This window comes from Sulfuricurvum sp., assembly GCF_022759005.1.
Classification (GTDB): Bacteria; Campylobacterota; Campylobacteria; order Campylobacterales; family Sulfurimonadaceae; genus Sulfuricurvum.
This window is the reverse complement of sequence record NZ_JAEMQA010000004.1, coordinates 1-22,511: the sequence shown is the minus strand read 5'-3', so window position 1 is coordinate 22,511 and position 22,511 is coordinate 1. Positions and strand designations below refer to the sequence as shown.

Annotated in this window: 23 protein-coding genes; 17 read left to right on the top strand and 6 right to left on the bottom strand. The window is 45.2% G+C overall.

Annotated features, from left to right (window positions below; genetic code table 11):
* Nucleotides 1-43: 43 nt before the first annotated feature.
* From JHC35_RS00225 to JHC35_RS00210, 4 genes are read left to right on the top strand one after another with little or no spacing between them, the layout of a single operon-like run.
* A complete protein-coding gene (locus JHC35_RS00225) occupies nucleotides 44-1,336 on the top strand; it encodes a hypothetical protein (RefSeq protein WP_295041286.1) in 1,293 nt (430 codons plus the stop codon).
* Between the two features lie 9 nt (nucleotides 1,337-1,345).
* A complete protein-coding gene (locus JHC35_RS00220) occupies nucleotides 1,346-2,215 on the top strand; it encodes a zinc ABC transporter substrate-binding protein (protein WP_295041284.1) in 870 nt (289 codons plus the stop codon).
* Nucleotides 2,203-2,952 (top strand): metal ABC transporter permease, encoded by a 750-nt coding sequence (locus JHC35_RS00215; RefSeq protein ID WP_295041282.1) that lies wholly within the window; start codon nucleotides 2,203-2,205, stop codon nucleotides 2,950-2,952. Before JHC35_RS00220 ends, JHC35_RS00215 begins: the two co-directional genes overlap by 13 nt.
* A 56-nt stretch (nucleotides 2,953-3,008) precedes the next feature.
* The gene (locus JHC35_RS00210; RefSeq protein WP_295041280.1) at nucleotides 3,009-3,809 is read left to right on the top strand and encodes a serine hydrolase; all 801 of its coding nucleotides are present in this window, start codon (nucleotides 3,009-3,011) and stop codon (nucleotides 3,807-3,809) included.
* A 93-nt stretch (nucleotides 3,810-3,902) separates the two neighbouring features.
* Here JHC35_RS00210 and JHC35_RS00205 read toward each other — a convergent pair whose 3' ends face one another.
* Complete coding sequence (locus tag JHC35_RS00205) at nucleotides 3,903-4,391, bottom strand: DNA-deoxyinosine glycosylase (RefSeq protein ID WP_295041278.1); 489 nt, start codon at nucleotides 4,389-4,391, stop codon at nucleotides 3,903-3,905.
* 95 nt (nucleotides 4,392-4,486) lie between these two features.
* On the opposite strand from JHC35_RS00205, the gene purH reads away from it, so the two are divergent.
* The 6 genes from purH to ung all read left to right on the top strand — a co-directional run bounded on the left by purH (nucleotide 4,487) and on the right by ung (nucleotide 8,794).
* Nucleotides 4,487-6,022 carry a bifunctional phosphoribosylaminoimidazolecarboxamide formyltransferase/IMP cyclohydrolase gene (gene purH, locus JHC35_RS00200; RefSeq protein WP_295041276.1) on the top strand — a complete coding sequence of 512 codons (1,536 nt, stop codon included), beginning with the start codon at nucleotides 4,487-4,489 and terminating at the stop codon, nucleotides 6,020-6,022.
* A gap of 148 nt (nucleotides 6,023-6,170) precedes the next feature.
* Nucleotides 6,171-6,398, top strand: a complete 228-nt coding sequence (locus tag JHC35_RS00195) for a hypothetical protein (RefSeq protein WP_295041274.1) — start codon at nucleotides 6,171-6,173, stop codon at nucleotides 6,396-6,398.
* Nucleotides 6,398-6,685 carry a type II toxin-antitoxin system RelE/ParE family toxin gene (locus JHC35_RS00190; protein ID WP_295041272.1) on the top strand — a complete coding sequence of 96 codons (288 nt, stop codon included), beginning with the start codon at nucleotides 6,398-6,400 and terminating at the stop codon, nucleotides 6,683-6,685. The genes JHC35_RS00195 and JHC35_RS00190 overlap by 1 nt, the downstream gene beginning before the upstream one ends.
* Before the next feature lie 154 nt (nucleotides 6,686-6,839).
* Complete coding sequence (locus JHC35_RS00185; protein WP_295041270.1) at nucleotides 6,840-7,730, top strand: J domain-containing protein; 891 nt, start codon at nucleotides 6,840-6,842, stop codon at nucleotides 7,728-7,730.
* Between the two features lie 3 nt (nucleotides 7,731-7,733).
* Nucleotides 7,734-8,120 carry a helix-turn-helix transcriptional regulator gene (locus JHC35_RS00180; protein WP_295041268.1) on the top strand — a complete coding sequence of 129 codons (387 nt, stop codon included), beginning with the start codon at nucleotides 7,734-7,736 and terminating at the stop codon, nucleotides 8,118-8,120.
* A complete protein-coding gene (gene ung, locus JHC35_RS00175; RefSeq protein WP_295041266.1) occupies nucleotides 8,120-8,794 on the top strand; it encodes a uracil-DNA glycosylase in 675 nt (224 codons plus the stop codon). The genes JHC35_RS00180 and ung overlap by 1 nt, the downstream gene beginning before the upstream one ends.
* Nucleotides 8,795-9,016: 222 nt before the next feature.
* Here the strand turns inward: ung and JHC35_RS00170 are convergent, their stop codons facing one another.
* Both JHC35_RS00170 and JHC35_RS00165 read right to left on the bottom strand, forming a co-directional pair.
* Complete coding sequence (locus JHC35_RS00170; protein ID WP_295041264.1) at nucleotides 9,017-9,970, bottom strand: endonuclease/exonuclease/phosphatase family protein; 954 nt, start codon at nucleotides 9,968-9,970, stop codon at nucleotides 9,017-9,019.
* Nucleotides 9,971-10,024: 54 nt separating this feature from the next.
* Nucleotides 10,025-11,977, bottom strand: a complete 1,953-nt coding sequence (locus JHC35_RS00165; protein WP_295041263.1) for a M3 family metallopeptidase — start codon at nucleotides 11,975-11,977, stop codon at nucleotides 10,025-10,027.
* A gap of 89 nt (nucleotides 11,978-12,066) precedes the next feature.
* On the opposite strand from JHC35_RS00165, the gene JHC35_RS00160 reads away from it, so the two are divergent.
* A complete protein-coding gene (locus tag JHC35_RS00160) occupies nucleotides 12,067-12,687 on the top strand; it encodes a DUF502 domain-containing protein (RefSeq protein ID WP_295041261.1) in 621 nt (206 codons plus the stop codon).
* Here JHC35_RS00160 and JHC35_RS00155 read toward each other — a convergent pair.
* Together JHC35_RS00155 and JHC35_RS00150 are read right to left on the bottom strand one after the other, a co-directional pair.
* Complete coding sequence (locus JHC35_RS00155; protein WP_295041259.1) at nucleotides 12,650-13,747, bottom strand: trypsin-like peptidase domain-containing protein; 1,098 nt, start codon at nucleotides 13,745-13,747, stop codon at nucleotides 12,650-12,652. The genes JHC35_RS00160 and JHC35_RS00155 overlap by 38 nt on opposite strands.
* Nucleotides 13,748-15,076, bottom strand: a complete 1,329-nt coding sequence (locus JHC35_RS00150; protein WP_295041257.1) for a hypothetical protein — start codon at nucleotides 15,074-15,076, stop codon at nucleotides 13,748-13,750.
* A gap of 117 nt (nucleotides 15,077-15,193) precedes the next feature.
* Between JHC35_RS00150 and pyrH the strand changes: the two genes are divergently transcribed.
* Genes pyrH through JHC35_RS00120 form a run of 6 tightly spaced genes read left to right on the top strand, consistent with a single transcriptional unit; the run spans nucleotide 15,194 to nucleotide 22,168 of the window.
* Nucleotides 15,194-15,904, top strand: a complete 711-nt coding sequence (gene pyrH, locus JHC35_RS00145; protein ID WP_295041255.1) for a UMP kinase — start codon at nucleotides 15,194-15,196, stop codon at nucleotides 15,902-15,904.
* 21 nt (nucleotides 15,905-15,925) lie between these two features.
* Nucleotides 15,926-16,141, top strand: coding sequence for a DNA-directed RNA polymerase subunit omega (locus tag JHC35_RS00140; RefSeq protein ID WP_295041253.1), 216 nt, complete (start codon nucleotides 15,926-15,928; stop codon nucleotides 16,139-16,141).
* A 21-nt stretch (nucleotides 16,142-16,162) separates the two neighbouring features.
* A complete protein-coding gene (locus JHC35_RS00135) occupies nucleotides 16,163-18,325 on the top strand; it encodes a RelA/SpoT family protein (protein WP_295041251.1) in 2,163 nt (720 codons plus the stop codon).
* A gap of 3 nt (nucleotides 18,326-18,328) precedes the next feature.
* Nucleotides 18,329-19,531, top strand: coding sequence for a tyrosine--tRNA ligase (gene tyrS, locus JHC35_RS00130; protein ID WP_295041249.1), 1,203 nt, complete (start codon nucleotides 18,329-18,331; stop codon nucleotides 19,529-19,531).
* The gene (locus JHC35_RS00125) at nucleotides 19,528-20,619 is read left to right on the top strand and encodes a nitronate monooxygenase (protein ID WP_295041247.1); all 1,092 of its coding nucleotides are present in this window, start codon (nucleotides 19,528-19,530) and stop codon (nucleotides 20,617-20,619) included. Before tyrS ends, JHC35_RS00125 begins: the two co-directional genes overlap by 4 nt.
* Nucleotides 20,620-20,626: 7 nt before the next feature.
* On the top strand, nucleotides 20,627-22,168 hold the full coding sequence (locus tag JHC35_RS00120; protein WP_295041245.1) for an N-acetylmuramoyl-L-alanine amidase: 1,542 nt from the start codon (nucleotides 20,627-20,629) through the stop codon (nucleotides 22,166-22,168).
* Here the strand turns inward: JHC35_RS00120 and JHC35_RS00115 are convergent.
* Nucleotides 22,165-22,511 (bottom strand): sugar phosphate nucleotidyltransferase (locus JHC35_RS00115; RefSeq protein WP_295041243.1); only part of this gene is annotated, 347 nt, incomplete at its 5' end. The two genes, JHC35_RS00120 and JHC35_RS00115, sit on opposite strands and share 4 nt — an antisense overlap.

Sequence of the window (22,511 nt, the reverse complement as noted above, 5' to 3'; positions counted from 1 at the left end):
ACATCTAAATCATTATTATTTTTATACCTATATTGGAGAAACTATGGTCAAAAAAACCGTACTCTCCCTCGTATGCACCGGTGCATTGTTTGCCGGTAATACTGAGGTGGAAGAGTTAAGACAGCAAATGGCGCAGTTGCAGCAGCAATTAGCGCAGATGCAACAGCATATTGCAACATTGGAAGCGCAAGCTCCAAAGGAGTCGGCAGTTCAGGAAGAGTCGCTTGAATCGATGGAAAAAGCGCCGACAACTTCGGTGACGACATTACTCCCAGATATTGCATTGATCCTAAACGGCGGATATACATCACGAAATATTGGCAACGACAAATACGCTGATGCTTCTATCCCGGGATTTGTTAAATCGGGAGATATGGAGATACCGTTTAATGCAAAAGATGGATTTAATCTCAATTATGCCGAAGTAGCGATGAGTTCGACGGTTGATCCGTATTTGGATGCGAGCGCTATTTTCCATATTCACGGTGACGGCGAAGTTGAAATCGAAGAGGCCTATTTCGTCACACGTGCACTCGATTACGGTTTCCGTTTTAAAGCGGGGAAATTTAAAAGTGCTTTCGGGCGGGTGAATGAAAAACACCACCACGCATGGAACTTTGAAGATCAAGAACTTATCAACAATGCTCTGTTCGGTCCTGATGGCATTGGAGGCGAGGGGGCACAGCTTCAGTGGGTAGCCCCTACACCGCTTTATCTGATGGCTGGGTTTGAACTCTTTAACGGCAATCCGGATCAGGGATTCAGTGCCAAAGAGTCGGCTTCCACCGCTGTAGGGTATCTGAAAACCAGTACCGATGTCGGAGCCGCAACACTCTTGGCAGGGCTCAGCTATGCTCAGGGAAAATCGGAAGTTCAAAATCTCGATGGATCGGGCCACCCGATTCCCGATAGTTTTAGCAATTACGGTCAAACACGTGTCTACGGAGCTGATCTGACACTGGAATATCCGCTTGCGGACTACGGACAGCTAATTTGGCAAAACGAATGGATGCAGCGTGATAAAGATATTGAGAGTATGACCCAAAAACAATCAGGGTATTACAGCGAACTGCTCTATAAAATCGATGAAAACTGGGCAACGGGCGTTCGTTACGATGATATCTATCAAAATCGTACAGACAATCCTTTAACAAGTATCGATAACTTGCATCGCACCAGTGTCAAACTCGAATACAAACCGTTCGAATTTTCCCGCTTCCGCCTCCAATACAATCAGGATCATTCGAAAACCATCGACGATCAGGCAAAAACGATTCACGAAGTGATGCTCAACTACACATTAGAACTTGGCGCTCACGGCGCTCACGCATTTTAAGGAAACCAAATGAAAAAAATAGCTCTTGCACTGTTGTGCTCGCTGCCGATGTTCGCATCGGTTCATGTTGCTGCGGCGTACCCGTATATCGGTGAATTGGTGAAAACCGTAGCAGGTGATAAAGCCGAGGTGAGCGTTATCGCCTCTGCCTCCTCTGATCCCCATTTTGTCACACCTCGTCCCTCATACATCGGGGTATTGCGATCAAGCGATTTGTTGATCCTCAACGGGGGTGGTTTGGAGATCGGGTGGATTCCGCCCCTTTTGGCTCAGGCCAACAACGCTAAAATCGTTCAGGGTTCCGAGGGATATTTGGATCTTTCCAAATACGTCAAAATGATCGATAAACCGGCTTCGCTAAGCCGTGCTCAGGGAGATATCCATGCTGAGGGAAATCCTCACTATTCACTTGATCCTCATATTATGCCGACACTGGCAAAAGTGATTATGCTGAAACTTTCCGCTATGGATCCGATTAACAAAAATATCTATCATGCCAATTACGAAGCATTCACAAAACATTGGTCGGAAAAGCTGACACAATGGGATGTACAAATGGCACCATGCCGTAATACTGAAGTCGTTCAGTATCATGAGCTCTTCAATTACTTTTTCAACCGTTATGGTATCCATACAGCGGCTACGATTGAGCCGTTACCGGGTATTTCGCCGAGTTCCAAGCATACGATGGAAGTGATCACTCAAATCCGCAGCAAAAAGATTCCGTTGATTGCCCAAGATGATTATCATGAACCAAAAACAGCGCAGTTTATTGCCGAAAAATCGGGGGCTAAAGTCGTTGTTTTAGCGCATGATGCAGGAAACGGCTCATTGGATAAATGGTTTGATACTTTGGTGGCACAAACGTGTCCGCGTTAGAAATTTTATGGCCGGTTCTGATACTGGCCTTTATCCTCGTCGGAATCCACACGATTTTTGGTTTGGAGATCATTCGTCGCGGGGTGATTTTCACCGACCTCGCGGTCGGGCAGATTGCAGCCGTAGGAATCGCGATCAGCAGCGCTTTTTTCGAAGGAAAGTACCAAGTCCCCCTGAGTTTGGCTTTTGCGCTGAGTGCTGCTTTACTGATTGCGTATGCCAGCCAAAAAAGCCGCCATATCGAAGCGTTTATCGGTTTATTGTATGCGCTGGGAGCTTCTTCGGTAATGATTGTTCTAAGTGCCGGCAGTGAGGGAGATGAGCTTTTTAAACGTTTGATGGCCAATGATATTTTGTTCGTTATGAATGATGAAATTTTAAAAGCGGCAGGAATCTATAGTGTTATTGCATTGCTTTATTATTTCATTTATCCAAAACTCAGCGGATTCTTTAAAGAGCTTTTTTTCTTTGCACTTCTTTCGGTGACGGTTACGACGTCTGTTCCGCTGGCAGGTGTACTTGTGGTCTTTACACTTCTAATCGCTCCCGCTTTGGTTGCATTATTGCAAAAGCGAATTAAGCCGATATTATTTGGATGGGGATATGGATGGTTTTTTGTATCTTTGGCGTTGGTTCTTTCGTATCATTACGATTGGCCGACAGGATACAGTATCGTATTTGTCGGAACATTGATAACACTGATATGTGTTTTATGGCTTGAAAAGCGCCGTGCATAGGCGATATTGGCACGTCGTTTGCTTAAAGCGATAATAGAATGTGAAGGATAATAAAAATGATTATAAAAATTTTAGGACTTTGTGCTGCAGTATCCATTAGTCTGTTTGGTGCTATCGATAAACATCAACTGGATAATCTAAAGATTGATGCAATGGTGGTTAAAGATTTAAAATCCAAACATGTTTTGTATTCCAAAGAGGGTGACAAAAATCTAAAACCGGCCAGTTTGACAAAAGTGATGACTGCTTTGCTCGCGATCAACAGCGGTAAAATGAATCACGTTATCACCATTACCAAAGAAATGACCAAGGTCGAACCGACTATTGCAGGGTATAAGCGCGGTGATCAGATTTTGCTCGGTGATTTAGTTAAAGCAGCGATGATCCAGTCGGATAATGACGCGGCAAAAGCGATTGCGATTGCAGTCGGCGGGGATGAAGAGAATTTCGTAAAAATGATGAATTCTCAGGCCAAGCGGATTGGTATGAATCATACCCATTTTGAAAATCCGTGCGGTTATGATGATAAAGATCACTATTCAACGCCGAATGATCTGATGAAATTGACAGAGTATGCGGTCAAAAATCGTAAATTTAACGAGATCAGCAAACTCAACAATTACACCTACTACTCACAAAATACCCACAAGAAATTTTGGGCCTATACCCACAACCGATTGCTAAACCGATACGAATATGCCGTAGGGATTAAAACGGGATATACCTCAAAAGCCGGAGCATGTTTGATCGCACGGGCGAAAAAAGACGGGAAAGATTGTGTGATTGTTATGATGCATTCTAAAGAAGACCGTTGGAAGACGGCAAAAAATATTTTTGAGCAGGTCTTAGAGAGTTAAAAAGTTAAGTTACTTTGTCATCCTCGGGCTTGACCCGGGGATCCATCCCCACAAAAAGCTGGATTCCCGATCAAGTCGGGAATGACGATATCATTAAAGATAGCGTACTAAAAAACTTTTATAAATTTCTTTTTTCTCTTCTTTTTTCATCGCAGCATGAGCTGGCGACGTGGAGGGAAGCAAGATTTTTTCTATCTCTAAATCTTTAAAATACTTCATAAAAAGATCATAGCTTTTCTTCCCCGTAAATCCAAGTGCTTTGATATTTGGGTAATCACGTAACAGCTTTTCAAAGTCATTAGGGATGCAGTTTTTGAGATTCGTATCGCTTGAATTGCTCCGCTCACAACTACCGATGACGTCCCATAATCCGATTCCTTGTTGCAAACAGAATGCTTTTTTTGCCTCATTATTCTCCAGATGCACATCAAAAATTTCTTCGAGTATCGGCCAAAAGGCATTGCGGGGGTGGGCGTAGTAAAAGGCTTGTTCAAACGAGGCGATACTGGGGAAACTTCCGAGGAATAAGATACTGGTATTGTGATCGAGGATAGGGGGAAAGGGGTGGCTATAGGATTGCATACAATAATTTTACCTTACTTTACCTTCCCCTAAACCACCATTTGCTACAATCCCACCATTAATTTATGGGCATACGACCCAATCAAAGGAACTGCATGAAGCGCGCATTGCTGAGCGTCAGCGACAAAAGCAACATCGTTGAATTCGCCAAATCTCTCATCGGAAGCGGATATGAGATTATCTCTACGGGCGGAACCTACAAGATGCTGAAAGATGCGGGAGTATCCGCGATCGAGATCGACGAAGTGACCAAATTTCCGGAGTGTTTCGAAGGGCGTGTTAAAACCCTAAATCCATACATCCACGGCGGTATCTTGCATCGCCGCGATAAACAATCACACCTCGACCAAGCTGCGGAACTCGGTGTTGAAGCAATCGATCTCGTATGTGTCAACCTCTATCCGTTCAAAGCGACGATTGAGAAAACCGACGATTTCGAAGAGATCATCGAAAACATCGACATCGGTGGTCCTGCGATGGTCCGCTCCGCAGCAAAAAACTTCGATAGCGTCATCATCGTCACTGACCCATCGGATTATTCATTGGTATTGAACGCCATTGCAAACGGTGAAAACAGTGTCGAGTTTCGCCGTAATTTGATGATCAAAGCGTATGAGCATACCGCGGCGTATGACAGTATGATCGCCAACTACATGAACAAACGCTTTAACAACGGTATGGGAGAAAAACAGTTCATCGTCGGTAAAAAAGTGATGGATACCCGCTATGGCGAAAATCCGCACCAAAAAGGGGCGTTGTACGAGTTTGACGCCTTCTTTAGCCAAAATTTCAAAACCCTTAAAGGGGAAGCAAGCTTCAACAACCTTACCGATATCAGTGGCGCGGTGAAAATTGCGGCGGCATTCGGAAACGATAACGCGGTATGTATTGTCAAACATGGCAATCCGTGCGGGTTTGCAATTCGTGAGAATCTTCTCGATGCGTATACCGAAGCGTTGAAATGCGATCCTGTATCGGCATTCGGCGGTGTTGTGGCGGTGAATGGTGTCGTGACCAAAGCATTGGCGGAGAAGATGAACGAAATGTTCCTCGAAGTGATCATTGCGGGACGTATCGACGATGAAGCACGTGCAGTGTTTGAGCCGAAAAAACGTCTGAAGCTGTTTGAATACGGTGCGGATAAAATCATCCTCAGCAACGATGCGATCGACTTCAAACATATCGATGGCGGATTTGTATTCCAAGATGCGGACAAAGTTGCAGAGGATGAAGTCAAAAATGCAAAACTGGTAACCAAACACGTTGCTGACGCATCTGCGATGAAAGATGCGGAGATCGCCTATAAAGTGGCGTCACTTACCAAATCTAATTGTGTCGTTTACGTCAAAGATGCGGCGATGGTTGCAGTCGGTATGGGTATGACATCGCGCGTTGATGCGGCACGTTGTGCCCTCAAAAAAGCCGAAGAGATGGGCTTGGATGTCAGCGGTTCAGCGTTAGCGTCTGAAGCGTTCTTCCCGTTCCGCGATTCTATCGACGCTGCGGCAGGTGCGGGGGTTAAAACCGTTATCCAGCCGGGCGGATCGGTGCGGGATGATGAGGTCATCGCGGCAGCGGATGAGCACGGTATGGCGCTCTATTTTACAGGTGTTCGCCACTTCCTCCACTAGAATTTCCTTTTCGTCATATCCTATAGGGTACGACAACCTCTTTGAGGTTCCGTGCTTGATACGGAATCTACTCCTTTTTTTATTACAACTAAACTTGATTATATTCTAAATAGTATGTATAATTTGGAATACTTTATAGGAGACAGTGATGCAAGCGATTAAAGCAACCTTTACACTTCCCGATTACATTTTAAACGAACTGAGCGAATTTTCCGAAGAGTTCGGCGAAAAGAAGAGCCATTTGGTAGCCGAGGCACTGAGTCAGTATTTCGATACGCTTGATCTCAAACTCGCGCTCAAACGTTCTAAAGAGGTGCGTGATAGTACAGTTGAGACAATCAGTTTTGATGCTATCAAAGCAGAGCTTGGGCTGTAATGTCCGCTTATAGTTTAGAATTCCATCCCGCCGCCAAAAAAGAGCTGGATAAACTCGATCATCAAGTCAAAGTATTTATCGTCCAGTCGCTTTCACTCTTTATCGAAAACTATGATATAGCATATGAAGCAGAGTTGATGAAACTGACCAAAGTCAAAAAGCTTCAAGGGCAGTGGGACGGTTTTTATCGTTTACGATTACGAGATTATCGTGTTATCTATGAAAAAATCAATGATAGACTCGTTATTCACATTATCCGTATCGCTCATCGTAAAGAAGTCTATTAACACTAAAATAGTTTGCGCCGATCCGGCGCAACTTTGTATCCCTTCTAAGAGCCTAATCTACGTACTCCTCTTTTTAACCTTGATTGACATTGACTCAATCTTAGTGCTATAATTTTACCAAGAAAAACAATACACTATGAGGTAGGAATTGAATATGTCAAAAAGTTTATATACTACATTAGAATTATCTCCCGGTGCAAGCGAAGCGGAGATCAAAAAAGCCTACCGCCGACTCGCCCGTAAATATCATCCCGATGTCAACAAAGACCCAGCCGCAGAAGAGAAATTCAAAGAGATCAATGCCGCGTATGAGGTTCTCAGCGACAAAGAGAAGCGTGCCAAATACGACCAATTCGGCGATTCGATGTTCGGCGGCCAAAATTTTCACGATTTCGCACGAGGTCAGGGCGGAAATGTCGATTTAGATGATATTTTGCGTAATATCTTCGGTGGTGGAGGTGGAGGCTTCGGAGGTGGCGGTTTTGGAGGCTTCGGCGGATTTGGCGGAAATGCGGGATTTGGCGGCGGCGGTTTTGGGGGGATGAACCTCGACATCGATGCCAACGTGACCGTGCCGTTCGCGGTAGCGGTTTTTGGGGGGAAACACTCGATCAGCCTCTCGGGAGAGAGTTTCGACATTAAAATCCCCGCAGGGATCAAAAGCGGCGAAAAGCTTCGTGTTCGCGGAAAAGGGAAAAAACATGGCTCACAAGTGGGTGATTTGTACCTGCGGATCGATGTCGCCGCCAATCCTGAGTATGAACGCGAGGGGGATAATCTCGTTAAAACGTTCAATGTTCCTCTTTATGCGGCACTCTTCGGCGGAAAAGTAACGATTCAAACACTCGAAAAAGAGGTAACTCTGAAAGTCCCTGAAAACACCAAAAACGGTCAACGCTTTCGTCTCAAAGGGATGGGGGTATTGAATCGTCAAAGCAATGTGCGCGGCGATTTGTATCTTAAGGCAAATATCGTTTTACCTCCGGTTGACAAAATCGATCCGGATTTGGTCGAAGCGATGAAAAGATCATTGCCGCAGGAGTAGAAGATGCACCATTTTGACGAACCGGTATATATGATCAGTATTGTTGCCAAAATTTTGGATATTCATCCACAGACCCTTCGTCAGTATGAGAGGGAAAACCTCATTACTCCTTCACGTTCGGACGGACGGATTCGTCTCTATTCTCAGCGCGACATTGAGAAAATCAAGATGATTTTACGACTCACTCGCGAAGTTGGGGTTAATCTCGCGGGGGTAGATGTCGTCATTCGCCTCAAAGACAAGATGGAAGCGATGGAGCAGGAATTGATTGAATTGCGTGCCGAAATTGCACGGATGCGAAGCTCAAGCACCGTTCCAGCGGAAAAATCGCTTGTTACTAAACGAAGTATTTACGAAATGGTCATTTTCGATGACGATATTCTCAAATAATGGCAACGAATCCGAATATTCATGAGAGTTGGAAAGAGGCGCTAAGCGCTGAGTTTGCCCATCCGTATATGGATGAGCTGAGAGCATTTTTGGTCGAAGAGAAAAAACACTATACGATTTTTCCGCAGGGAAGCACTATTTTCAATGCGTTCAACTCCACTCCATTTGAGCACGTCAAAGTCGTTATTTTAGGGCAAGACCCATATCATGGAGCAGGACAGGCGCACGGATTGTCGTTTTCGGTTCAGCACGGTGTCCCGCTTCCCCCCTCTTTGCAAAATATTTTTAAAGAGTTGGTGAGTGACATTGGATGCGAGTACCCTAAAAGCGGTGATTTGAGCCATTGGGCGGATGAGGGGGTATTGTTGCTTAATACTCTCCTCACCGTCCGTTCCGGTGAGCCTTTTTCGCATAAAGAGCGAGGCTGGGAACGATTTACCGATCAGGTGATCCGTACTCTCAGTGAGCGTCGGGAGCATATCGTTTTTATTTTATGGGGAGCTCCGGCAGGGAAAAAAGCGGCACTAATCGACGCACGAAAACATCTAATCCTCAAAGCACCTCACCCATCACCTCTCTCTTCGTATCGTGGGTTTTTCGGTTCAAAGCCTTTTAGTCGAAGTAATCATTATCTCAACGAGCAGGGGATCACTCCGATAGAGTGGTGTCTTTAATCTTTTTAAGGGCTTTAGCCTGTTGCTGCAAAAGTTCTTTTAAGGCGGATGAAGGGTGGCTTTTATAGAGTTTTTCGAGCCACTGGACTTGATTGAGTGTATCTTGAACCGCACCGAGACTGTTTTGCGGTTGTTTGCAGTGTCGAATCACTTTGGCGCTGGGATGAACATCACAGGAGTCTAAAAATTCAAAACCATATCGTGCATTATAACCTTATTCCCTTACAACCTAAAGAGGGCAAAGACGGGGAGGTGATCGGAATACCCCTCACCCAAATGGTGTTTGGGGTAGTGACGGCTTTGCTGCCATCGGTAAATTTTCCCTTTGTAGAAAAGATAGTCCGGATCGTATCGGTTGAAACTCCCACTCACGTACTCGATCCCTCTTTCATCTGCTAAAGAGTGGGGGATGATAATGTTGTCCAACCCTTCCCCCTTTCCTCTGAACTCATGGCTCCACCGTTTTTCGGGACTTAACTCATACCAAAGGTTGTAGTGCGCACCCTGATCGTGTTGGAGAGCCGTATAGGTGATCGGATTGTTCTTTTCATCAACGGTATGGAGGATATGGTTGATCCCCGTGATCCCCTCCGTGTCGTTGAGCTTTCGGCTTTTGAGAAATGTTTTGTACTCTTCAAAATGGGAGTTGAAATCCCCGACGAGGATATACGGCTCATCTTTGGGAAGCTCTTTGAGGCGTAATAAAAGACGTTTCGCACAGGCGATTCGTTCACTCTCGGGACCGCTTTTGGATTTCCAGTGGTTGACGAAAACGCGCAGAGAGGTTCCGTTGATGTCGATTTTGGCTTCGAGAATATCACGGTACTTTCCGCTGTAGTTGACGGGGTATTTGAGGGCACTTTGGATCGGATAGCGACTGAGAAGGGCGACATTTACTGCTGAGTTGCGCGTTTTGGCAAAAGCGTAGTAGGGATAATAGAGCCCTTGGCGGTTAATTTCGGCTTTGAGATCCTTAAGCGCATTGAGCGACTCAATCTCCTGCAAAGCGATAATATCGGCATGAACACCTGCGATTACTTGCGCCGTATGGTTCAGTTTCGTCCGATACATCTCATCCGTCCACCCCCAATCACCGTTAGGGATATACTCTTCGTATTCCGTACCGTCACGGTGCATATCAAACAGATTTTCGACGTTGTAGCTCGCTATTTTCACTTCTACCCCTTGCAGTATTGAGATTATCCACACCAGTAGGAGTAGAGCGCGCATTTACTCTATTCCACTGAGACGGAGGAGATTTTTGGAGTCGCATTCGCGCCCCATCATCTCAACAAACAGCTCCTGCATACTTTGTGATCCCCCACGTGCTAGGACGACCTCTTTGTATTTGCGGGCAAGCTCACTCCCGAATATCCCCTCATCGACGATCGCGTAATAGGCATCGGCACTAAGCACTTCCGCCCATTTGTAGCTGTAGTATCCCGCGCTGTATCCGCCGCTGAAAATATGGCTGAACCCGTTTTGGAATTTGTTGTACGATGGCGGTTTGATGAGTGCGGTTCTCTCTCGAATCGAATCAAGCAGCGTTTGGATCTCTTCTCCTTGATAGAGTTTGGAATGCACCTCGAAATCAAACAAAGAAAATTCGAGTTGGCGGAGCATAAACATGGCGCTTTGGAAATTTTTGGCTCGGATTAGTTTTTCGATCATCGCATCGCTGAGGATCTCGCCGCTCTGGTAATGTTTGGCAAAAAGTTTCAGCACTTTTGGCTCATAGGCGAAGTTTTCCAAAAACTGTGAGGGAAATTCCACGGCATCCCACTCGACCCCGTTGACCCCACTTACTCCGTGCTCTTTGACTTTACTGAGGAGGTGATGGATCGTGTGTCCCATCTCATGAAAGAGGGTGACGACATCGTCATGTCGAAGCAGAGACGGGGATGTCTCGGAGGATGGAGGGAAGTTGCAGACGACAAATGCACTGGAGAGGTGAGTGCATCCCGCACTGTCGCAGTGGTGGGTTTGGAAATTGTGCATCCATGCACCGCCCCGTTTGTCTTTACGTGCTTCAAGGTCAAAATAGACCCGTGCGGTGAGATGTTCACCTTCATAGATGTCATAAGCGAGAGCTTTTTCATCCCATAACTTGATATCTTGGCGGACAAAACGGAGACCGAAGAGCTCGTTCAAAAAGGTAAACATCCCCTCCATTACACTGTGCTGTTCGAAGTAAGGACGGTACTCCTCTTCGTCGATGTTGTACTGGGCTTTTTTAAGGATTTCCCCGTAATAGGCGGTGTCATAGCTTTGCAGATCGATGTCCGGAGCGATGGCTCGGAGCTCTTCGATCTCTTTTTGAGCCTGGGTACGAGACGCGTCGATCAGTTCATTCAAAAACTTCAAAACGCTTGCGGTGCTTGGTGCCATTTTGGATGCGAGGGAGTACTCGGCGTAGTTCTTAAATCCGAGGAGGGTAGCACTCTCTTGTCGAAGTGCCATCAGTTCATCGATAATGGCTCCGTTTTGAGGTGCACGGGTCGTATAGGCGCGATATAGCTCCTCTCGGATAGCGCGGTTAGCTCCGTAGGTCATATAAGCGATGTATGAGGGCATTTGGAGGGTAAAACGGTATTTGGTGACGCCGTTTTCTTCGAAGCGTGCATTTTCGAGATCGCTTTCGGGAATGCCTTCTACGTCGGCGGGATCGGTGATGATTTTCTCGTACGCATTTGTCGCATCGAGGAGGTTTTGGGAAAAGTCGTTGGTGAGGGTACTTTTGCGCAGATTAATTTCGGCCAAACGCTCTTTGGACGCATCATCGAGATGCGCCCCAGCAAGTTCAAAATGGAGAATATTGAGATCCAAAATCCGGCGCTGTTCGGTATTGAGTGTATCGTATTCATTGGCTTTGATCGTTTTAAACGCTTCGTAAATGTCGAGATTTTGCCCCACAAAGGTAGAATAATCGGTCAGAATCGGGAGGGCTTCGGCGTATACTTTTTGAGAGCTTTCGGAGTTTTTTACCGCATTGATATGAGACAAGGGGGTAAATAACAGCTCCAAATCCTCTTCCATCAGATCAAATGGGCGAACAAAATTGGCATAGGTTTTGTCTGAAATGGCGAGTAAATTCTCTATGGTTTTATGATTGATCTCTATAAGAGCGTTCAAATCGGTGATAAAAGTTTCTAAATCGAGTTTAAATTCGGCAAATGGGTGCATGAGTTCTCCTGTAGTTGCGTTATTGTAGTAAAGTGTTTCAAAAAGTATTCTATAATTGTGCAATTTGTCATATTAAAAAGGTTTGCTTAATGGCTACGACGATCAGATTGGTATTGCGGTATATTTTTGTCGGGGCGTTGTCTTTATTCCCCCTGATTTTGGTGATAATTGTTGTCAACTATCTCAAAAATCTCGGGATTAGTGCATACCTCTCCTTGCATGATTATACCGATTCTTTTGAATTGACCTTGGCATTGATGGCGGGTGTTGTCGCCGTTTTTGCCGTGCTCGGGTTTTCGATCGAGAAATACGGGCGATCTATTTTTATTTCGATGATCGATAGCACATTTGAGAAAATTCCTGCTATCCGCTCCGTTTATTCGGTCTCGAAAAAGTTAGCTGCGATGCTCAGCGGCGGAGAAGACGGGACAAAAAAAGAGGTGGTATTGGTCGAATATCCTAAAGAGGGATTGTGGGTTCTAGCGTATCTGCTAAACCGTCATGAAAATATCTGTGTTCTTTTTATCCCTACCTCTCCGAACCCTACGAGCGGGTATACCGTTTTGGTCGATGAGACGAAAATCAAAAAAACAACCTTGACTCTTCAGGAAGCCTCCTCCTTTATCATCAGCATGGGAGCCGATTTTCCTCAAAAAGAGGCGGTGTCAGAGCTTATTCAAACTCATCAAATTTCGGCTCAAGGGCATTAAACCGTTCACGGAGAAGTTTTTGGTATCGCGGGGCATGATCGAACAGTTTTCGAAGTGCCCATGTCCCATGGGTCTCACTCAAGGATGAATCGACGACGATGTAAGAGAGATAAACGGTGTTTTCGTTGATCGAAAATTGAAGCCGTTCCAAACTGCTATTTTCGCTCAATAAAAAATTGTAAAGGGCTTCAATGTTCTCTTGCGGTATACGGCACAGTGCCGAATCGGCAATGATAATCCCGTTGTCGTAGTAGTTGATATCGATACGGGTTTTTTCAAGCTCAAACCGCCAGCTTCGCTGAGAGCGTCGTGAGAGGGTGACATTGATATGCAATGTCCCTAAAATTTTCTCGATAAGGGCAACCACTCCCGAGGGTTTATATCCTTCTCTGCGTCGTTTTGCCACGTCAAGTTTTGTACCGCATTTAGGGCAATAATCGTTTTGGATGGTCGATTCATGGATAAGATTCTTACACGATACACAGCGGATGACCTCTTCGGTGTTGAGTGCTTTGAATTGATCAAGTGCCTCTTTGAGGGTGTAGGCGGGGAGGGCGAACCCAAGATTGTTGGAATTTTGGATGATAAAGGTGTTAACCCCGATCACCTCTGCGGCATCATTGAGGAGCGGTCCTCCACTGTTGCCGGGGTTGATGGCGGCATCGAATTGGATGTATTCGACCTCACCTTGAAGCCGTGAGGCTTTCGAGACGATCCCCTCGGTGGTGGAGTAGTTCAAACCGTAGGGATGACCGATCGCGATCACGCTGTCGCCGTCGATCACAGGAGATTGGGAGAGGATCAACGGATTCTTGTGTTCGATCGGAAGCGGTGAACGGATAAATGCCAGATCAAATGCCGGATCGTCATAGACAACCGTTCCGATTGTCTTTGGGAGGGTTTTGGTGCTGATGAGTACCTCTTTGAGTCCGCTCACCACATGGGAGTTGGTGATGATAAGTCCGTCAATGAGAAAGCCGCTTCCGCTACCGTAGGGGTTGGTGATTTGAACAATGCTCTCGATTGTTTGTTCAACCATTTTTTGGGTGGCGGTATTCATTTACAGTTCCGTATAATCAAGATTTTTGAGTTGAAGATAAAAACTTTGACTGAAATGATCCAAATCACTGTAGTTGACGTGTTCGGAAAAATCGTTCAAATTTTTGTAGCGTTCGGTGTAGGGCACTATCGATTCTCGGATGCGCTGTGCGATCAAGGTTTCGTTAAGTGTTTTCGTTGCGGAGTCATACAGAGGTGTTTCACCGACCTCTTTAAAGAAATCGGAAGCATAGATTTCCACATGCAGATGAAATAGACTGCGAAGCGAAGGGTGCAACCCGTAGTTGTAGAGAATATACAAGGAGATATAGCGGTAAATTACGCTGATAACGTAAGTGGAACGATTGTTTTTATACCAGCGCACTTTACTGAGTGATTCATCGATAAAGGCGGCAATCTCATCGTGCATCGCTTGTTCAAACGGTGAAAACGTATAGGCTGAATCGTAAAATTGGGTAGAGAAATAGTCGATATCCATCGCGCTGAGTTCACTTAGATATTGTTCCAAATCGGCATTTTTGTCTTCGGTGAGTTTTTCGTCATCCATGAAATAGCCGTTGATTTTTTCACTGATATCCTTAGCCATTTTTTTGTGCGGAAGCAAAAGATAATCGATTTGCAAGAGCAAGGAGAGGTAGCTAAATGAGGTCATGCCGGTGTTATCGTTGGACAATAAACCGATCAAACTTTGTTTGGTTTCGTGTATCCATTGATGCATAAAACGGTAGCGCAATGCGATCTGTTCCTCAGAAATCGGGAGAAGATGAGAGGTCTCAAGGAGAGAAGATTCATCAAATTCTCCGGCAATAAACTCTTTTTCAAAATCGGCATTCAGGGCTATTTCGCGTAGCGGATAAAAAATTTTCTGAGGGGTGATGGTCGCATTATCCAAACGAATAGAGAGCTGTATGACACCGTTTTTTTCGCTAAAGCGACAATAGGTAAGCTGAAAATCTCGTTCTAAAAAATGGCGTTTGATGGCAACGTGAAGTTTTTCGCTTAAGGCAATATCGGCATGGGCTTCGAGAGAGGTTTTGGTCACCTTGCCTTGAATGAGGGCAGACCCTTGTATCAGAGAAAACGACAAACTCTCATCAAAGCGTTCTATGCTCAAATGGGGGGATGGGAAACTGCTCTCATGATGGATGAGTGAGGATAAAAAATACTCATATCCGCTTAAAATATCTCCATTGATAAATGCCGATGCCGAGGACTCAAACAGCTCTTTTTCTTCAGGATTTGGGAGTGCATGAATTCCTCGTCCGTATCGCGGTGCGCGATGGGTCGATGGAGAAGAGAACCATCCTTTGAGCGTATCCAAAAACGTCACGTCATTTTTCCTTGTACCTTAATGACGCTTAGTGTAGTCAAAGCAACCTTAAAGCGACGATAAAGTATAATACGCGTAATTTACAGGGCACATCAAAGATGCTTTATAGGGAGTTGTATGGGCTATAAGCGCGTTTTGGTAAAATTCTCAGGTGAGGCATTAGCCGGTGAAAACGGTCACGGTATTGATACAAAAATTTTGAAATTCATCGCAGGGGAGATTAAAACTCTCGTTGATGCAGGGATTGAAGTGGGTATCGTTATCGGTGGCGGAAACATCATCCGCGGTGTCACTGCGGCGGCGGACGGTATTATCCGTCGAACTTCAGGTGATTATATGGGGATGCTGGCTACCGTGATCAATGCGATTGCGATGCAAGAAGCGTGTGAACACGAGGGGATGCAAGTTCGCGTCCAAAGTGCGATCAAAATGGAACAAATTGCCGAAGCGTTTATCGTTCGTCGTGCAACCCGTCATTTGGAGCGCGGTCGCGTCGTTGTTTTCGCTGCAGGTACAGGAAACCCGTTTTTTACAACCGATACGGCGGCAACCCTTCGTGCGATTGAAATCGGTGCGGAAGTGATTATCAAAGCGACCAAAGTTGACGGTGTGTATACCAAAGACCCTAAAAAATTCTCAGATGCTGTGAAGCTCGCGACATTGGGTTACGAAGAGGCGTTGCAAGATAATATCAAAGTGATGGACGACACCTCGATCGCATTGGCGAAAGAGAACAAATTACCGATTATCGTGTGTGATATGTTCACACCGGGTAATCTTCTCGAAATTATTCAGGGCAACTTTGAGCGTTGCTCAATCGTAAAATAAATCTCAACCTAAGGAAATACCATGAGACTCGAACAACTAACCGCGAAAGCACTCGAAACGGCGAATATCGACCGTTACCAATTGGCGATCGCCGTCGCAAAACGCTCAGAGGAGCTTCTTAACGGAGCAACGACAAAATTAAACGTAGATGTCAAAAAAGCCAAAACGGCTGATATCGCTTTGATGGAGATCGCTGAGGGGCATATCAGCGTCAAAGGTTTCGTAGCACGAAGCTGATTTAACGACAAAGTAGCATCATTGAATAACACTCTGGATATAGACACAATCACCCAAATCAATGATGTTGAGGGGGCCATAGGTCACCTCTATAAACACATCGCCTCTTCAACAGCCGTTCAAAATGCCCTTTCATTAGCCCAACACGCACACAGTAATCAATTCCGTAAAAGCGGTGAGCCCTATATCATTCATCCGGTGTTGGTTGCATCGATCGTTGCCAGCATTACCGGGGATGAAGCGATGGTAATTGCGGCGCTGCTTCACGATGTTGTCGAAGATACCCATATCGGGATTGATCAGATTGCACGGGACTACGGAAGCGATGTTGCCCATTTGGTGGAGGGGCTTACCAAAATCGATACGATTCGTGATGCACAGCTTATCCCCTCAAACTCCGATGAAAAACTGATTGTTTCGGCGTTATCGTTTCGTAAAATGCTCGTCGCATCGATCGAAGATGTTCGTGTGTTGGTCGTTAAACTGTGTGATCGTCTCCATAATATGTTGACATTGGATGCTCTGAGCCTTGCAAAACAGCATCGTATAGCCGAAGAGACATTGGTTGTTTACGCTCCCATCGCCAGCCGTTTGGGGATCTCATTTCTCAAAAATTTGCTGGAAGATTTGAGTTTTCAGTATCTTTTTAGTGAAGAGAAACAGGCGATTGATATGTATATGGAAGAGAACTTCCGTTCTATCACTGCCCGTTTGAACGATTTTTGCGAAAAATTGATCAAAATGATGTTGGAGAACGGATTTAACGAAGAGGAGTTTGAAATCCTCAGTCGCGTCAAACACCACTACTCCATTTATCTCAAAATGCAGCGCAAAGGGATCAGTATCGATGAGATCCTTGACCTTTTAGCGGTCCGGATTTTGGTGAAAAAACCGATCGACTGTTACCGTGTTTTAGGCCTTGTTCATCTCAATTTTCAGCCCCTCTCATCACGTTTCAAAGATTACATTGCTATTCCAAAAGAGAACGGCTATCAGACTCTGCATACCTCTGTTTTTGATTCAACGGCGATTTTTGAGGTGCAGATTCGTACGTATGAGATGCACAAAACGGCAGAGCTGGGTGTCGCGGCGCATTGGAAATACAAAAGCGGCGGAAACAATCCGATCAGTCTTGATTGGCTCCATAATCTTCAATACCAAAACGAATCGGTTGAAGCATTTTACGAGCTTATTAAAAATGATCTTTTCAGTGACGATATCAGCGTTTTTTCACCAAAAGGAAAATCGTTTACCTTGCCACGCGGCGCTGTAGCACTCGATTTTGCGTACGCAGTGCATACCGAAATCGGAGACAGTGCCGAGGGGTGTTTGATTAACAAAGAAAAAGCCTCTTTATTAAGCGAACTGCATAACGGTGATATCGTAAAAATTACGACCGGATCGAAAAAAATCAACCGATGCAGTTGGATTGATGCAGTGAAAACGTCGCGTGCCAAAGCAAGCATGCGTGCCAACTGCAACCAAAGAATTCGTGCGATCGACACGGAGACGGGGATCAGTATCCTGAGCCTCATTTTTAATACCGATCCGGTTCGGATCGAGGAACTGTTTGTTCAAACGCATCTTGAAGATCAGCGGCACCGTATTCCAAGCGAATTGGATCTGCTCAAAGAGACGGTGAACCGTTTTAGTCTGATATTAGGGGAAAACAAACGATTCGGCGCATTTCTCTCCCGAAACCGTTATCGTCTCAAACCGTATCTGTTTGCATCACTGGAAGTCTATTCGAACAACAGTGTCAGTGATGCGGTATTCGATTATTGCTGTCATCCAAAAACCGGGGATGAAATTGTCGCCTTTATGCAAGACGGCAAGGCGCACATCCATCATAAAATGTGCAAACATGCATCTGTTTTGATGGAAAAAAGAACCCCTATGGTGTTTGTCCGCTGGAAGGCTCAACACTATTATCGCTATCATCTCATTATTAGCATGCAAAGTGCGCAAGGCTCATTAGCTGATCTGCTCACGTACATGGCAAAGATGGGAGCCGATATCAACTCTATCGAACTGGGGAAAGAGAAATCTGAACACACCCAATACTGTGAGATGGAGTTTCAAACCCTTGAAGCGGACATTAACCGTTTGCGCTCCAAATTGGAGAAAAAAGGGAAAATCATACAATTTTTTCGTACCGACGACGCGTATCGAAACCAAGGATAAATCATGATTCAAACCGCATTACGAGAAATTCGCAGAGGAACCGCCGAAATTATCGACGAAGCTCGCATCGAAACTCTCCTTAAAAACTATTTTGAAAAAGGGGAAAACTATACGGTTAAAGCCGGATTCGATCCGACTGCTCCGGATTTGCATTTGGGTCACACTGTTTTGCTTCAAAAATTGGCCATCTTTCAAAAATTCGGAGCGCATATCCAGTTTTTGATCGGAGATTTCACGGCTCAGATCGGGGATCCGACGGGCAAAAGCGAAACTCGCAAAAAATTGCTTCCTGCGCAAGTGCTTGAAAATGCTCAAAGTTATAAAGATCAGGTTTTTAAAATCCTTAATCCAGAAAAAACAACGGTTGTTTTCAACTCTGAATGGATTAATCCGCTGGGTGCGGCAGGGATGCTTGAATTGACTACAACATACAATGTAGCCCGTATGTTGGAGCGTGATGATTTTGACAAACGGTATAAGTCGGGTATATCGATTTCGATCAGTGAATTTTTGTATCCGCTCCTTCAGGGGTATGACAGTGTCCATCTCAAAAGTGACATTGAAATCGGCGGCACCGATCAAAAGTTCAATCTGTTGATGGGACGTCATCTTCAGCGGGTATATGAGATCGGTAAAGAACAAGCCGTTTTGATGATGCCGATTCTAGAAGGGCTTGATGGTGTACAAAAAATGTCAAAATCGCTCGGAAACTACATCGGTGTAGTCGAAGCACCGAACGATATGTACGGTAAAGTTCTCAGTATCAGCGATACGCTGATGTGGCGCTATTATGAGCTATTGAGTGCGAAAAGTTTGGATGAGATAGCAGTGTTGAAAGCAGGGGTTGAAAACGGCACACTCCATCCGAAGAGAGTGAAAGAAGCTCTTGCAATTGAAATTACGGCGCGTTTCCATTCTGATGCGGCGGCAGAAGGGGCACATGCAGAGTTTGAACGGGTTCATGCACAGAGTGAAATTCCGAGTGAAATGGACGAATTTACTCTCCAAGGGCCGATTTGGATCGCAAAAGCATTGGTGGATTGCGCCTTGAGTCCATCTACTTCACAAGCCCGTCGGGAGATTAAGCAAGGCTCTGTTAAAATCGATCAAAACAAACTAAGCGACGAGCAATACCAACTTGAGATAGGTGAATATATTCTTCAAGTCGGAAAACGAAAATTTGCGCGATTAAAGGTGATTTTATGAGTTTCAAACCACTTCAAATCGGTAAATATACGATTAAAACCCCTATTGTTCAGGGGGGAATGGGTGTCGGTATCAGTTGGGATAAATTGGCAGGTACAGTCTCTTTAGAGGGGGGACTCGGTGTCATCAGTGCGGTAGGAACAGGGTATTATGAGAATAAAAGCCATGCCGATAGATTGGTTGCGAATCGTCCGTTGGATGCCGAAAACTTTTATTCGAAAAAAGGGTTGAGTGCAATTGTTGAGAATGCCCGTAAAATCTGTGGGGATGCACCGTTAGGCTGTAATATTCTCTATGCAATCAACGATTATGGTCGTGTGGTTACCGATGCATGTGAAGCGGGAATTGACATCATTATTACCGGTGCAGGATTGCCAACCAATATGCCGGAATTTACCGCAGATTATCCGGATGTTGCCTTGGTTCCGATCGTATCATCACCCAAAGCCCTCTCCATTATTTGCAAGCGCTGGCAAAAACGGTACAACCGTCTTCCTGATGCGGTTGTTCTTGAAGGACCTTTGAGCGGGGGACACCAAGGATTTACCTATGAGCAGTGCGCGATGGAAGAGTATCAACTCGAGAATCTTGTTGCTCCGGTTGTTGAAGAAGCGGCATTGTGGGGAGATATTCCGGTTATTGCTGCCGGAGGAATCTGGGACAAAAACGATATTGACGCGATGATGGCATTGGGTGCTCGGGGTGTTCAAATGGGCACCCGTTTTATTGGAACACATGAATGTGATGCGCATGACAACTTCAAACAAGTACTTATCAATGCAAAAAAAGAAGACATCACCCTGATGAAATCACCGGTTGGATATCCTGCGCGCGGTGTCCGTACCAATTTGCGCGATTTAATCGACAGCCGAACAGGTCCAGCTATCAAATGTATCTCCAACTGTGTTGCACCGTGCAATCGCGGAGTTGAAGCCAAAGTGGTCGGTTTTTGTATTGCTGATCGCCTCAGTGACGCCTATGCGGGTGATTTGGAACTTGGGCTCTATTTTTCGGGCAGTAACGGGTATAAAATCGATAAAATTATTTCCGTCAAAGAGTTGATGGAAAAACTGACTCAAGGGGAGTAACATCCGCGTGCTGATTCGTCTATTTGTACTTATTGTTTTTAGTATGAGTGCTTTGATGGGGCTAACCCTCGGCGAGCGGATTGAATCGGCAAAAAAAGCGCTTGATAGTAGTGACGAGGTTGAGCAGTTCCGAGGTTACAACGAATTTAAAACCCTCTATCTCAAAGCGATGCTTGACAAAAATACCACATTGGCGGCCGATTCGTTAGAAGGAATTGTTCGTGCGGGTGAAAAACTCGGTATTGATGTCAAAAAATATCAGGCGGATTTAGCTAAAACAAAAGGGACTCTACCTAAAACGGAGTCTTCCGTCTCCTCGGTTATTTATGATAAGAGATTCAAACCTGCTTTAGTTGCCAATAAAATCACGGTTTCAGAGCCTGAAAAAATAATCAAAACAGAGCAACCCTCTCCCCGTAATGATGAGATTATCCTCACAATGCGTCATAGACTCTTAAATACCCAATGGAAAGACAACGGGTTGGAATTGGTATTCGATTCCCCGATTCAGCCTTCCGAAGTTCATATGTCCAAAATCATCGAAGCCGACAAACACCGTTTTCGCTATATTATTGACGTGGATTCTTCCACCCTATCAAAAAGCCAGACGTTGGAACACCAAAAAATCAATCGTATTCAGATCGCACAATACAATGCTAAAACACTCCGTTTGGTGATTGAACACGATCAAGCAATTTCTATAAAACCGATACCGAGAGCTTCGTCGTTGTATATCGATCTTTCATTGGAGCCTCCTAAAGCGACACCTCCTCTTGCCTCTACGCCAATCGTAAAACAGCCTGAGGTTCAACAACCTCCGCTGATTGCGGCACTTCCTCCATTGGTGAGTGTAACACCGCGTGATCGGAGCAAGAAAGTGATTGTGATTGATCCGGGTCACGGCGGCAAAGACAGTGGAGCGATCGGAAACGGATTTATGGAAAAAGACATTGTGTTACAAATTGGGAGTCAATTGGCCGAAAAACTCCGTGCTCAGGGCTACACCGTATACATGACACGTAGTAATGATACGTTTGTCGAGCTCAAAGATCGAACTAAATTTGCCAACGATAAAGAGGCTGATCTTTTTATTTCGGTTCATGCAAACTCAATCCCTAAAGCGTCCGATCCGTTGGGTGCTCAGGGGCTTGAAACGTACTTTCTTTCTCCAACCCGAAGCGAGAGGGCAATGCGGGTAGCCGCACTAGAGAACTCACAAGATATGGGTGAAATGGGGGAATATGGTAAGCTCAGCTTTCTGAGTTTTTTGAATAAAGAGAAAATTATTGCATCCAACAAGCTGGGAATTGATTTACAAAAGGGTATTTTAGGCAGTCTGCGTAAACAATTCGGCGGCGTTCATGACAACGGCGTCAAAGAAGCGCCGTTTTGGGTTCTTGTAGGGGCTCAGATGCCGGCTGTTCTTGTTGAGGTGGGATACATCAGTCATCCGGAAGAATCCGTTCGTATTGCCGATGAGAAATATCAGCGATGGATGGTCGAAGGGCTTGTGGATGGAGTAGGGCGCTATTTTGCTAACAACTCTTAACGGTCGCTCTTTTCATAAAAATAGTTAGTAGCTTCAACGAATCCGTCGACACTTCCGCAATCGAATCGTTTCCCTTTAAATTTATAGGCTAACACCATCCCTTTTTGTGCTTGGCTCATCAAAGCATCGGTGATTTGTATCTCCCCACCCTTGCCCGCAGGGGTATTTTCGATGATACCGAAAATATCAGGTGTGAGGATATAGCGACCGATAATCGCAAGGTTGCTCGGAGCATCTTTCGGATCAGGCTTTTCGACCATATTGGAGATCATGTAAACCCCCTCTTCGATTTCACGTCCCTCTATGATGCCGTATTTATTCGTGTGTGCGGGATCGATCTCTT

Bases quoted from the DNA above. Each gene is read 5' to 3' on its own strand.
- JHC35_RS00225 (WP_295041286.1), top strand. From the start codon at position 44: ATGGTCAAAAAAACCGTACTCTCCCTCGTATGCACCGGTGCATTGTTT.
- JHC35_RS00220 (WP_295041284.1), top strand. From the start codon at position 1,346: ATGAAAAAAATAGCTCTTGCACTGTTGTGCTCGCTGCCGATGTTCGCA.
- JHC35_RS00210 (WP_295041280.1), top strand. From the start codon at position 3,009: ATGATTATAAAAATTTTAGGACTTTGTGCTGCAGTATCCATTAGTCTG.
- JHC35_RS00205 (WP_295041278.1), bottom strand. From the start codon at position 4,391: ATGCAATCCTATAGCCACCCCTTTCCCCCTATCCTCGATCACAATACC.
- purH (WP_295041276.1), top strand. From the start codon at position 4,487: ATGAAGCGCGCATTGCTGAGCGTCAGCGACAAAAGCAACATCGTTGAA.
- JHC35_RS00195 (WP_295041274.1), top strand. From the start codon at position 6,171: ATGCAAGCGATTAAAGCAACCTTTACACTTCCCGATTACATTTTAAAC.
- JHC35_RS00190 (WP_295041272.1), top strand. From the start codon at position 6,398: ATGTCCGCTTATAGTTTAGAATTCCATCCCGCCGCCAAAAAAGAGCTG.
- JHC35_RS00185 (WP_295041270.1), top strand. From the start codon at position 6,840: ATGTCAAAAAGTTTATATACTACATTAGAATTATCTCCCGGTGCAAGC.
- JHC35_RS00180 (WP_295041268.1), top strand. From the start codon at position 7,734: ATGCACCATTTTGACGAACCGGTATATATGATCAGTATTGTTGCCAAA.
- ung (WP_295041266.1), top strand. From the start codon at position 8,120: ATGGCAACGAATCCGAATATTCATGAGAGTTGGAAAGAGGCGCTAAGC.
- JHC35_RS00165 (WP_295041263.1), bottom strand. From the start codon at position 11,977: ATGCACCCATTTGCCGAATTTAAACTCGATTTAGAAACTTTTATCACC.
- JHC35_RS00160 (WP_295041261.1), top strand. From the start codon at position 12,067: ATGGCTACGACGATCAGATTGGTATTGCGGTATATTTTTGTCGGGGCG.
- JHC35_RS00155 (WP_295041259.1), bottom strand. From the start codon at position 13,747: ATGAATACCGCCACCCAAAAAATGGTTGAACAAACAATCGAGAGCATT.
- pyrH (WP_295041255.1), top strand. From the start codon at position 15,194: ATGGGCTATAAGCGCGTTTTGGTAAAATTCTCAGGTGAGGCATTAGCC.
- JHC35_RS00140 (WP_295041253.1), top strand. From the start codon at position 15,926: ATGAGACTCGAACAACTAACCGCGAAAGCACTCGAAACGGCGAATATC.
- tyrS (WP_295041249.1), top strand. From the start codon at position 18,329: ATGATTCAAACCGCATTACGAGAAATTCGCAGAGGAACCGCCGAAATT.
- JHC35_RS00125 (WP_295041247.1), top strand. From the start codon at position 19,528: ATGAGTTTCAAACCACTTCAAATCGGTAAATATACGATTAAAACCCCT.